At 38.0% G+C, this 12392-nt stretch carries 12 protein-coding genes and 1 tRNA gene; 6 read left to right on the plus strand and 7 right to left on the minus strand.

The annotated features are described in order from the left end of the window. The first annotated feature begins 96 nt into the window (after positions 1 to 96). On the plus strand, positions 97 to 1341 hold the full coding sequence (locus O1449_RS04660; protein ID WP_269228376.1) for an NADH:flavin oxidoreductase/NADH oxidase family protein: 1245 nt from the start codon (positions 97 to 99) through the stop codon (positions 1339 to 1341). Between the two features lie 5 nt (positions 1342 to 1346). On the opposite strand, the gene O1449_RS04665 is transcribed toward O1449_RS04660, so the two are convergent. The 4 genes from O1449_RS04665 to pyrC form a co-directional block, all read right to left on the minus strand. After that, positions 1347 to 2030 carry a glutathione S-transferase gene (locus O1449_RS04665; protein ID WP_269239304.1) on the minus strand — a complete coding sequence of 228 codons (684 nt, stop codon included), beginning with the start codon at positions 2028 to 2030 and terminating at the stop codon, positions 1347 to 1349. Positions 2031 to 2194: 164 nt separating this feature from the next. Next, positions 2195 to 2270 (minus strand) — tRNA-Glu (locus O1449_RS04670). A 19-nt stretch (positions 2271 to 2289) separates the two neighbouring features. Beyond that, the gene (gene rnt / locus O1449_RS04675) at positions 2290 to 2955 is read right to left on the minus strand and encodes a ribonuclease T (RefSeq protein ID WP_269228374.1); all 666 of its coding nucleotides are present in this window, start codon (positions 2953 to 2955) and stop codon (positions 2290 to 2292) included. Continuing rightward, positions 2940 to 3974 (minus strand): dihydroorotase, encoded by a 1035-nt coding sequence (gene pyrC, locus O1449_RS04680; RefSeq protein ID WP_034602647.1) that lies wholly within the window; start codon positions 3972 to 3974, stop codon positions 2940 to 2942. The genes rnt and pyrC overlap by 16 nt, the downstream gene beginning before the upstream one ends. 162 nt (positions 3975 to 4136) lie before the next feature. On the opposite strand from pyrC, the gene O1449_RS04685 reads away from it, so the two are divergent. Beyond that, complete coding sequence (locus O1449_RS04685) at positions 4137 to 5399, plus strand: GGDEF domain-containing protein (protein ID WP_269239305.1); 1263 nt, start codon at positions 4137 to 4139, stop codon at positions 5397 to 5399. 62 nt (positions 5400 to 5461) lie between these two features. Here the strand turns inward: O1449_RS04685 and O1449_RS04690 are convergent, their stop codons facing one another. Then, complete coding sequence (locus O1449_RS04690) at positions 5462 to 6664, minus strand: L,D-transpeptidase family protein (protein WP_269228372.1); 1203 nt, start codon at positions 6662 to 6664, stop codon at positions 5462 to 5464. A 200-nt stretch (positions 6665 to 6864) separates the two neighbouring features. Between O1449_RS04690 and hemE the strand changes: the two genes are divergently transcribed. The 4 genes from hemE (at position 6865) to O1449_RS04710 (ending at position 11392) form a co-directional block, all read left to right on the plus strand. Beyond that, positions 6865 to 7938 (plus strand): uroporphyrinogen decarboxylase, encoded by a 1074-nt coding sequence (hemE, locus tag O1449_RS04695; protein ID WP_269239306.1) that lies wholly within the window; start codon positions 6865 to 6867, stop codon positions 7936 to 7938. A gap of 72 nt (positions 7939 to 8010) precedes the next feature. Then, positions 8011 to 8775, plus strand: coding sequence for a DUF817 family protein (locus tag O1449_RS04700; protein WP_420002356.1), 765 nt, complete (start codon positions 8011 to 8013; stop codon positions 8773 to 8775). Between the two features lie 186 nt (positions 8776 to 8961). Then, a complete protein-coding gene (locus O1449_RS04705; protein WP_004663119.1) occupies positions 8962 to 9432 on the plus strand; it encodes a DUF3015 family protein in 471 nt (156 codons plus the stop codon). A 79-nt stretch (positions 9433 to 9511) separates the two neighbouring features. Continuing rightward, a complete protein-coding gene (locus O1449_RS04710) occupies positions 9512 to 11392 on the plus strand; it encodes an Lnb N-terminal periplasmic domain-containing protein (protein WP_269239307.1) in 1881 nt (626 codons plus the stop codon). 36 nt (positions 11393 to 11428) lie between these two features. Here O1449_RS04710 and O1449_RS04715 read toward each other — a convergent pair whose 3' ends face one another. Continuing rightward, entirely contained in the window at positions 11429 to 11791 is a 363-nt protein-coding gene (locus O1449_RS04715) for a cupin domain-containing protein (RefSeq protein ID WP_269239308.1), read from the minus strand. A gap of 14 nt (positions 11792 to 11805) precedes the next feature. Continuing rightward, positions 11806 to 12354 (minus strand): GTP cyclohydrolase I FolE, encoded by a 549-nt coding sequence (gene folE, locus O1449_RS04720; protein ID WP_017397502.1) that lies wholly within the window; start codon positions 12352 to 12354, stop codon positions 11806 to 11808. Positions 12355 to 12392 lie beyond the last annotated feature (38 nt).

Here is a 12392-nt window from a genome sequence, read left to right on the forward strand (position 1 = left end):
GACATGTGATATTGTCAGTTTATCGGAAGAACGCTTGACACTTACAATAATCAGATTAAATTAGAGTAAATACTCTAATTGAGACAGGGGATGACCATGAGTCAGATTGCAGACAGTATTCAAATTCGTAATACCACATTTAAAAACCGCATTATAAAAGGGGCAATGAGTGAAGCACTTGCTAATCACGAAGGGCAGCCAAATGAATTGCACATAGGCTTGTATGAGGCATGGGCAAAAGGCGGTTTAGGTTGTGCGATTACAGGCAATGTGATGGTCAATATTGCTGCCAAGAATGAACCTGGTGTGGTTGCGATTGAAACTGAACGTGACTTAGCAAAATTAAAGCAATGGGCTGATGTTGGTAAAAAATATGGCATGGTGCAATTAATTCAATTGTCTCACCCTGGTCGCCAATGTCCGAAAGGTTTGAATAAAGAAACTGTTGCACCATCAGCAGTTCCTTTTAGTCCCATGCTTGCAGCAATGTTTGGAACTCCCCGAGAACTTAAACATGAAGAAATCTTAGATATTATTCAACGTTTTGCAACAGCCGCAGCAGTGTGTGAAAAAGCAGGATTTGAAGGTGTGCAGCTTCATGGTGCGCATGGTTATCTGATTAGTCAATTTCTATCTCCATTAACCAATAAACGTACCGATCAATGGGGTGGTTCGATTGAGAACCGTATGCGTTTCTTGGTTGAAATTTATAAGGCTGTCCGTGCTGCAACATCAGAAAACTTTATCATTTCTGTGAAACTTAATTCAGCTGATTTCCAACGCGGTGGGATTACTGAGGAAGATGTCATTACCGTATTCAAAACCATTGATGAAGCTGGTATTGATATTATTGAAATCTCAGGTGGTACGTATGAAGCACCTGCAATGGCGGGTGCTAAAGCTGAATCACGTAAAGCCAGTACCATTGCACGAGAAGCTTATTTCTTAGAATTTGCTGAAAAGATTCGCCAACATGTGGCGTGTAAATTGATGGTAACGGGTGGTTTCCGTACAGTAGCAGGAATGAATGCAGCACTTCAAAGTGGTGCATGTGATTTTATTGGTATTGCACGTCCATTGGCAGTTGAAACTGATTTAACAGATCGTTTAATTGCAGGCAATGATGTACGTTATGCCGTGAATCAAATTAAAACAGGGATTCCTTTTGTCGATAAAATGGCAATCATGGAAATCATTTGGTATGCAGCACAATTCAAGGCCATTGGACAAGGTAAAAAACCAAATCCTAAATTGTCACCTTTAATTGTGTTTTTAAATTATGCAAAAGGCAATATTAAGGCTGTAGTTAAAGGTCGAGTCAATTCGCGTAAATCGGCATAACTGAATTACCACGCAATTGTCCAATAGGACTGAAATGTAGAAGCAGACCATTGCCCTTTAATTAAAGATTTTTTAAAGGCGGGTCTGTTTTCTATTTGGGCTAAATAACGCTGTATATGTTTAAATTGATGGTCATTTTGCGAGCAAGCCAATAATGGAAACCACATCAAAATATCTGCAATCGTAAATTGATCTCCAGCAAACCATAAGTGATCTTTTAAATGCTTATCAATTATGGTCATTTGTTGCTGTAACGATGGATTTAAATAGCCTTGATCAAATCCATATTTTAAAAACTTTGAAACGAAGCGAACAGGAAATGGCGTACGTTGTACAATTTGGTGAAAAATTTGTTTGAGTAATAGGTCTGGAATAAATGTGGCTTCACAATAATTTTTCCAATAATAAAAACTTTGAAGTTGTGGTCCTAATAATTTACTTTGCCTTAACTGAGGATATAGATAAGACAAGTAATCAATAATCGCTGAAGTTTCGGCTAAGATAAAAATTTGCTCTTGATTTATTATTTCAAGGGTAGGAAATTTCGATAATTGATGCGGTGAATTTTTCTTTTCATCTGTGTTTGAATGTTGGTTGATGACTAACTCGTAGGGAAGTCCTAATTCTTCTAAAAACCAAACGATGCGCTGAGAACGTGAATTTTGTAAGTGGAATAAACGGATTTGCATATTAGGTTTAAATTTATGGTTTTGGTCTATTTTTAGTATAGGGTAGAAAATATGCTAAGGATAATAAAATAGATTTTTCAAAATAATTATTTTTTAGCAACTCTATTTATAAAGAACCAATAAAAAAAGCCACTGTCTTAAAGATGCAGTGGCTTTCTTGAATTTGGCGTCCCTACGGGGATTCGAACCCCGGTTACCGCCGTGAAAGGGCGATGTCCTAGGCCTCTAGACGATAGGGACTTCTTGAGGTGGGTGTATATTAGGGCTCTGTCACCAAAGTGTCAAGAAGATGAGGAGACAGTTTGTTCAAAATATAGCAAAACAGTTCAGCAGTTTTTTGCGTATCGTATAAAGCAGAGTGTGCTTCTTTACCATCAAACTCGATGCCAGCTTGAATACATGCACGTGCTAACACAGTTTGACCAAACATCACTGCGCTCAAAGTCACAGTATCAAATACCGAAAAGCTATGAAAAGGATTCTGATTTTTTGTACCAGATCGAGCAATTGCAGCTTGTAAAAAACCTAAGTCAAAGTGAGCATTATGTCCTACCAATACTGCATGGGTACAATGCTGTGCTTTGCGGACTTCCGTGAGTGATTTGAAAATACGACGTAAAGCTGTCCGCTCATCTTCGGCCATCGCTACACGCATCGGATTAAAAGGATCAATTCCAATGAAGTCTAATGAGCGACGATCTAAGTTTGCACCTTCAAAAGGATTGATGTGTGCATGGAATGATGGGCCAGGTATGAACTGACCTTGCTCATCATAGACAATCGGGATACAAGCAATTTCAAGTAATGCATCAGTTTGAGAATTAAAACCTGCTGTTTCAACATCAACAACAACAGGTAAGAATCCACGAAAACGCTGACCAATCACAGGAGCTTTGTTTTCTTCTTGTGTCACACTTTTCTCCATTGCAGTGTTTTACCTGCATGAAGTGGAATGATTTTTTGATCTTCTAGATAATCAAAAGATTCAGCAACTGTATTTTCTTCTTTTACCAAAGTGATTGTTGAAGTATTACGCGGTAAGCCATAGAAGTCAGCACCGAACATACTTGCGAAACCTTCTAAGCGTTCTAACTTACCCACTTGATCAAAGGCTTGTGCATACAATTCGATTGCATTTGGCGCACTGTAGCAACCCGCACAACCACATGCATTCTCTTTGGCATTCTGGGCATGTGGTGCACTGTCAGTACCTAAGAAGAATTTTGGATTACCACTAGTTGCAACTTCTAATAATGTGGTTTGATGTGTTTGACGCTTTAAAATTGGCAAACAATAGAAGTGAGGTTTCACACCACCGACCAACATGTCATTACGATTGAAGAGCAAATGTTGCGGTGTAATCGTTGCGGCAACATTACGATCTTGTTCAAGTACAAAATTTGCAGCGTCACTTGTCGTAATATGTTCTAACACAACTTTTAATTTTGGGAACTGTTTTAATAACGGAGACAAAATTTCATCTAAGAATCTTTTTTCACGATCAAAAATATCGACATGATTGTGAGTAACCTCACCATGTAACAATAACGGGACTTGGTGTTCTTCAAGTTGTTCAATCACGGCATAGACTTTACGAATATCGCTAACGCCATTATCTGAATTTGTCGTTGCGCCAGCGGGGTAGAGTTTGATCGCATTTACATATTCAGATTCTTTAATTTTAAGAACTTCTTGAGGGGAAGTGAAATCTGTAAAATAAAGCACCATACGTGGGTCAAAGTGAAGTCCTTCGGGAACATGAGCGAGAATACGATCTCGATATGCCAAAGCTTCTTCTACAGTTTTGACTGGTGGAACCAAGTTCGGCATACAGATCGCACGTGCAAATTGTTTCGCAAGATCTGGAACAGTACGTTTTAAAGCTAATCCATCACGCAAGTGGGCGTGCCAATCATCTGGCTGTAAAAGTGTAATCGTATTCAAGGCGTACTTCAGGCTTAAAAATAATATAAATAATAATGCATATAGTGCGAAAATGGTAACTACAATTATGGATAAGTGGTTACGTAAAGCACATGAAAATATAAGAAATTGTGTTATTTTTATGTTGGACAAGAATACAGTATTATAAGAAGAGTGAAAGGGATGGAAAATCAATATGATATTAAGCAGTTATGTAAAGAAAAAGAAGATCTAGAACAGTTAGTCATTACACAGTCTAGAACCAAGAAAACACAGAAAAATTTGCCGACCCAACTCGAAAATGAGTTTTGGCAATTTAATATTGATCGAACTAGAATTAATGCGATTCAGTTCTTTGGTCAAGGGGTGATTACGTATACGATTTTTGTACTTTTGATTTTACCATCAAACTTATTGGTTATTCGAACAAGTACTCACTTTCTATTAGATCTTATATATAGCATTCTTAGTTTGGTTGTGGTGGGTGTTGCATTATTTTCATTTTGGGCATTTTCCCGTTTTAGACGGCTTAACCCATTATTTTATCCTGCAACCTGTGTGATTGTGTTTTGCACAATTCTTTTTCCATCTTTATTGATGATGAGTATTTCTAATGCAGTGTTGCAAAGCCAGTCGATGGTGTTGATTGCATTCCTATATATGCTAGGTTTTATTTTGAGTGGGATTAAACCCAAACATATGTTATGGATTGGTTCTTCAGCAGCAATTGTGATCTTATTGTCGTTATACTTTCTCAAAGTACCCTGTGATTTTTTAATGTTAGGGCGTACGTTTATAGGAAGTCTATTGTTGGGTTTTTCGATTAGTGTAATGCTCAGCTCTAAGGAAAGAAAATTATTTCTAAAAACTAAAATAGCTGAAATTGATGAAAAAATTTTGCGGTTCCAAGCATCTGAGCTTCTACATTTAAGCCAACATGATGAGTTAACCAAGGTCTCAAATAGACGCACTTTTGAAGAAATGTTTAGTTATTACTATGAACTCGCATGTAAAGAAAGTAAGGCAATGTCAGTATTATTTATAGATATTGATTATTTTAAAAACTATAACGATTTTTATGGTCATCAGATGGGAGATCAAGTTATTTCCGCGATTGCGAAAACGATTAAAAGCTCAATTCGGCACATGGATTTCATTGCACGTTATGGGGGCGAGGAATTTGTTGTGCTTTTACCAGAAACATCTGCTCAAGGTGCATATGCTGTAGCAACCAATATCTATCGAGCGATTGATCGGCAGATGATTCCGCATGAAAAATCATTAGTTTCTAATCATGTGACCATTAGTTTGGGTATTACGGTGTTTAATGGCAATCCTAAAACTAGTCAAGATTCGGTGATTCATACTGCGGATAAAGCGCTATATAGAGCGAAACAACTTGGACGTAACCAAATCTATTATCAACCCTTGCCCAGTGTCGAATAAAAGAAAGCGTGATAAAAAAACCGAATACTGATGGTATTCGGTTTTTTATTGAATAATCTAAATTATTCTAAGAACTTTACAGTAACGCCAGAACGTACTTTTCCACCTAAATCATTTGCATCCCAGTTGGTTAAACGGATACAACCATGTGATGCTGTCTTCGAAATCAAAGAAGGATTCGGTGTCCCATGAATACCAAAAGATCGCTTGCTTAAACCGATCCAAATATTACCAACTGGTGCGTTTGGACCAGGTGGTAACATGAGCGGTTTAAGGTTATTGCCTTGAACGAAATTTGAAGGTGAATAACTGTAGTATGGATTTTTAGTCACTCCTACAACCTTATACGTACCCGTTGGAGATGGTGTATCAGAACTGCCAATTGTCGCAGGAAATGACGCGATCATTTGATTACGACTATTGAATAAATAAAGTTGACGAGCACCTTTATGTGCCACAATTAAATGAATATCTTCTGGCAAATCATTGCGCACATTGGCAACAATAATTTTTTCGCCTGCTTTTTTGAACGTTGCAGTTGGATTTAGTTTTTTGAGGAAACCTTCATCCATATGAAACTTTTCGCCCAACATCTCTGTTACACGCGTGTAGTACAAACCTTTCATTTTTGCTTGTAGTGCATAGTCAGCAGGAATTGAATCCGCATATGGACCTTTTAAGTCCGCATCCGTGATCGTGTATTCAATATATGTTGGTTTGTTTTGTTGAGCGACTAAAGCATCCCAAGTTTCTTTAGTCAATTGACCTGTTGGTGTAAGGCCATTCATTTGTTGAAATGAAGCAATTGCTTTTAGTGTATTTTTACCATTTGAGCCATCAATTGCACCAGGTGAAGCATGAGCATTGTTGAGCATCACATGTGCACGTGCATATACAGGAAATTGACCTTTACCAATATTTTCATACCAGTCAGCTGTATTCAAACTGTCTAAAGTCCATGAAACTTTGACAGCTGGTGCTGTTGTAGTCGTGGTATCGGGTGCATTTTCTAGTTTTTGAGATATTGCCGAAGCAGCTCCCGTATTGACTTGTGGCTCAGAAGCAGCTTGAACAGCAACACTTGATGCTGATTGAGCCATTACACTCGATGCAGCAGAACGCTCGATAGATAATGGGTCAATAGGATCTTGAACTGGAGCTGAGATTTTTTTTGGATTTAATGGTTGCTCAGTTGTTGGGGCAGCAAAAGCAACATTAGCAAGAATACAACTTAAACTCATAGCGAGTAATGAGCGAACAAACATGTAATTCAACCTTAAGAATTATTCATATTGAGATATAAGATATTGCAAGTATTACAGAAAATAGAACAGCTTGCAGTAGCAGTTTTGTGTCCAAGTAAAAAAAATAGTTGAAGTCTGATTTGTTGTATGGGTTTTCAATTATAAATTCGAGGTTAACTTTGCTATGATGCACTCAACATGAAAAAATTTAGAGATTGGTAATGACAACGTTGAAAAATGATCGTTTTTTACGAGCTTTATTACGTGAACCTGTAGACACCACACCCGTTTGGATGATGCGTCAAGCAGGGCGTTATTTACCAGAATATCGTGAAACTCGTGCTCAGGCAGGAGATTTCTTATCTCTATGTAAAAATACTGAATTTGCCTGCGAAGTAACATTACAACCGTTACGCCGCTATGAGCTTGATGCTGCGATTTTATTTTCTGATATTTTGACTATACCTGATGCTTTAGGTCTGGGTTTGTATTTTGAAACAGGTGAAGGACCAAAGTTTCATAAAACAGTGCGCACTGAACAAGATGTGGCGAATTTACCTAAACTAAATTCTAAATCAGATCTAGCTTATGTCATGAATGCAGTTTCAACGATTCGATCTGCTTTAAATGGACAAGTGCCGCTGATTGGTTTTTCGGGCAGCCCTTGGACTTTAGCAACCTATATGGTTGAAGGTGGTTCAAGTAAAGAATTCCGCTTCATTAAGAATATGATGTATGCGCAACCTGAAGTGTTACATGCCTTACTTGATCATCTTGCTGATTCAGTGATTGATTATCTGAATGCACAAATTGATGCAGGTGCTCAAGCAATTCAAATTTTTGATAGCTGGGGTGGTGCGCTAGCGCATAGGGAATATATTGAATTCTCACTGAACTATATGACCAAGATTATTGCAGGACTGCAACGTGAAAAAGATGGTCAACGTATTCCGATTATTGTATTCACCAAAGGTGGCGGTCAGTGGTTGGAGACAATGTTGACCACAGGTGCTGATGCGTTTGGTCTAGATTGGACTACACCACTTTATACTGCACGTGATGTGGTTGCTGGTCGAGCTGCCCTACAAGGAAACTTAGATCCAGCAGTGCTCTATGGCTCAGCTGCTTCAATTGAAAAATCTGTGAAAGCGATGTTGGATGATGCGTATGCAAATGGTGAGAAAACAGGGTATATCGCAAACTTAGGTCATGGCATTACCCAATGGGTTGATCCTGCCCAACCTAAGATTTTTGTCGATACTGTACATGAATACAGCGCAAAATATTTAGGTTGATATTGAGCATATTTCAAGACTAAACACGCTAGGATTCATTTTGTGCAGTTGATCGTATTATCCCTAAATTTCATGACTAAGGCAGCTTCGGCTGCCTTATTTGGGTTGTTGCTTTTGATTGCATTTGCAGTCACCGCACCGATGGGAAGTCATGAATATTGGGGCTTTTTTCGTTACGATTATTTGTTATTTTATGCGCTGATTATTCAAACCTGTCTAATTTATTTAAAGCTTGAATCATGGGCTGAAGCGAAAGTGATAGCCTTGTTTCATATCATGGCAATGGGGATGGAAATTTTCCTCACGCATCCAGCGATTGCCTCATGGCAATATCCCCAACCAGCCATATTTAAATTACTGACTGTGCCATTGTTTGCAGGGTTTATGTATTCAGCAGTGGGTAGTTTTTTTGCTCGTTCTTTGCGACTCTATAATGTTTCATTCGAGAATTTGCCGAATTTTGGCAATATGCTGTGTTTGGCAGTGTTGTCTTACCTTAACTTTATGAGCAAGTTTTTTATTCCTGATATTCGTCTTGCGCTATTTATTTGGAGCATCGTAATTTTTTGGAAAACTCGGCTTTATTTTCAGTTGCAGCAACATCGTTTTAAAGTGCCTATGCTACCGATTTTATTGTTGCTTGCTTTTTTGATTTGGATTGCAGAGAACATCAGTACTTTCTATAAAATTTGGCTTTATCCAAGCCAAGTTGATGCTTGGCATATGGTGGGTTGGGGCAAGTTAGGTTCTTGGTATCTATTATTACTTTTAAGTTTAGTCTTGGTTTTAAAAATATTAGGTGTGCGGGATAAAAATGGATCTTGGCGATTGCGCTAAAAGATTATAGTCGTGCAAATGGAGCTTTTATTGAGCTCCTTTTTGTTATAAATATTTCATATATATTTCAAAATTTATTTGCTAAAAAAGTTTAACCTCGTTATGTTAATCTTTGTGTAAGAACAATTACACAGCACAATAGTGATAACAAATAGTTAAAAATAATTGAGACTGGAGACATTTCTTATGTTAAAAAAAATTGCATTAGCAGCTTTGCTAGCAGCTGGCTCAAGTGTTGCAATGGCTGATAATGATGTTGGTTGCGGTGCTGGTACACAAATTTGGGCAGGTCAAAAAGGTATTGCACCTAAAATCCTTGCAGCAACAACCAATGGAATTTTTACCAACCAATTATTAGGGATTACGTTCGGTACTTTAGGATGCCGTCAAGGTGGTACAGTAACGGCTCAAGTTGTGACATTTACCAATGAAAATGCAGAGTCTTTAGCGCGTGATATGGCAGTTGGTCAAGGCGAAAGTTTAAATGTACTTGCCGAATTAATGCAAATTAAAGCCAACGACAAAGCTCGCTTCTTTGCTGTGTCTAAAGCAAACTTTGCTGAAATTTATTCAAGCAAAAATACAAACTCACTTCAAGTTTTAGATGCTTTACAAAGCGTGATGGCAAAAGACGCTGTGCTTAAAGCATACGTTTAATTTGTTGCACGATAAAACCCTGTCTTAATGGCAGGGTTTTCTTATACTTATTCTGATTATTTTTAAAAATTGCGATTGAATGAAATTAGCTACTTTTGTATTTACATCTTTGATATGTCATTTTACATATGCCTCGGTTGAATCTGATTTACAAAAGTATTTAGACCTTGCTCAACAAAAACAATTAGATCATCAAACCACATGGCAACGCTTGATGTATGCCGATCAAAAACAAAACAGTGAAGTCACTTATGCTGGTTATTTTTATGCCAAAGACGGCAAAACAAATTTAAAGAGTGAATTACAAGCAAATATTAAAGCCTTGTTTCTTGAAGCCCCAGATAACCAATCCATCCGTTGTAAGTTTCCTGCACGTAGTCGTTGGTTAATGCAACAACTCGATATTGATGTACAACAACTTCCAAAAGTAAATTGTGTTGAATTTAACGATTGGATCAATCAAATCAAGCCGCATAAAGCCACTTTGGTTTATGCCACTGACTTTATGGGCAATCCGAGTTCGATGTTTGGGCATACTTTGCTGCGTCTAGATCCTAAAGATCAGAAACAACTCAATTTGGTTTCCTATGCAGTAAATTATGCAGCCACAGTGAAAGGTGATGATAATTGGTCTTATGCATGGAAAGGCTTAACAGGACAGTATCCCGGTGAATATTCACTAATGCCGTATTATCGCAAAGTAAAAGAGTATGGTGATTTTGAAAGTCGTGATCTATGGGAATATGAGCTCAATTTAACACCTGAAAAAACTCATTTTTTGGTTGAACATATTTGGGAAATGCAGCATGTGAGTTTTCCCTATTATTTCGTCAGTGATAATTGTGCTTATCGTTTATTAGGTCTAATTGATTTAGTACGTCCCGATTTAAACCTAAAACAGCAGTTTAGTTACGCTGCAATTCCAATTGAAACCTTAAAGGCTGTTGATCAGCAAGCTTTAGTTAAAGAAGTGGTCTATCGTCCTGCATTGGAAACTCAACTACTTTCGCAAGCCAAACAACATGGTACAGATTTGGCTAAAATTGCCCATCAAATTGCTTTTATTGAAACTGATCAAGTTCAATCCACGCTAAAAACATATAGCCAGCAAGATCAGGCCAAAATTTTAGAAATGGCTTACGATGATTTATATCTACAATATATCAGCCGTCAAGTTGATGCCAATATTGCTCAGCCAAAATTAAGACAGCTTCTTGCTGAAAGAAGTCAGATTCAAGTTGAAAAGCAACGCCAACAACCAGAGCGTCCAAAAATGCAGCCTGTAGAAGGGCATCATGCACGTAATTTGTCAGTGAATGTGGGTGAGGTGCAAGGACAAAAGTTTGTGGAGCTGGGTCAACGTCAGGCTTATCACGATTTGATTGATCCACAAGGAGGTTATCGCACAGGCACACAATTACTGTTTTTAGATGGTAGTCTGCAATATCGTGATGACAAGCTCAAGCTCGAACATTTAGATCTATTATCGGTGAATTCTTATAATCCAGTTCAACCTTTTAAATCGCCGTTAACTTGGGGATTTAATCTAGGTTGGAAACAGGAAGCGATTGAAAATGGGCAGTTGAGTGAAGATGCGCAACATGGCGTGATGAATCTAAATATGCAAGTTGGTTATAGCGTGGCAGATTATGATCGTCAACATCTGTGTTATGCCCAACTACAAAGCCATATTCAAGGCGGTAAAAATTTAGATAAAGGCTGGCGTGTTGGAGCTGGGCCGACTGTAGGTTGTATGAACGTATGGTCTGATAATATTAATAGTGTGGTGCAAGTTGAACTGCCGTATTGGCAAGATCAGAACCAGTGGAATTTAAGAGTCGGTACACAGCTACAATATAGTGTGAATACAAATCATGCTCTGCGTCTGAATTTGGATTTTGAACAACAAGATCATAAAGACTGGAATAAAGTAGGTTTAGGCTATGTTCTGTTTTTTTAGATAAGATATCACTAGGATCAGGCTAATTTCCAGTATCTAGACTTCAACGATGACATAGTATTTTTTAACTGCTTCAACGACTTCAAATGTACCGACAAATGCGGGTGGGATAATCCCTGCATTTCCAGCAGTCACTTCAATAAAAGAATTGGTTTTTGCATCGTGGATACGGACAATTCCTTCAATCACTTGAAAGAACTCTTGTTTATTGTCAGCAAATACAATATTCCAAGCACCAATTTCACATTTCCAAATACCGCAGTCCATATGTGGATGTTCATATAAGCTATAGGTGAGACGTTCAGGATTACCTCGAACCAGACGATCGGGACGAGGGTAATCAATATTTGCTTCATTTACGATTAAATCGCCGAAACCTGCTAACTGAACTGATGACATTCTAATTGCTCAGCTTAATAGCTTTCAGGAACAGCACTTAAAAACTCACGACGTGCATCTTTATCCGTTTTAAAATCACCCACAAAAGAAACTGTACGTGTGGTTGATTCTTGCTTACCAACACCGCGCATCATCATACACATATGGGCTGAGTCAATGACAACCGCAACACCACGTGCTTGAGTTACTTCAGCAACTGCTTCTGCAATTTGCTGTGTTAAGTTTTCTTGAATTTGCAAACGACGCGCAAACATTTCTGTAATACGTGCAAATTTAGATAAACCTAAAACTTGACCTTCAGGTAAATAAGCAATATGGACACGACCATAAAAAGGGAGAAGGTGATGTTCACAAAGCGAATAAAACTCGATATTTTTGACCAATACCATTTCGTGGTTATCGGATGGGAAAACCGCACTATTTGTAACTTCTTCAAGGGTTTTGCTATAACCAGAAGTTAAAAAAGAAAAAGCTTTAGCCGCACGCATAGGCGTATCTTTTAAGCCTGGGCGATTTAGATCTTCACCAACGGCAGTTAAAATATTTGCGTACGATTGCTGCATAGACATAACAATGTTCACTTAGGTGGGTTGAACAAAAC

Source organism: Acinetobacter sp. TR3 (assembly GCF_027105055.1).
In the GTDB taxonomy this organism is placed as follows: Bacteria; Pseudomonadota; Gammaproteobacteria; order Pseudomonadales; family Moraxellaceae; genus Acinetobacter.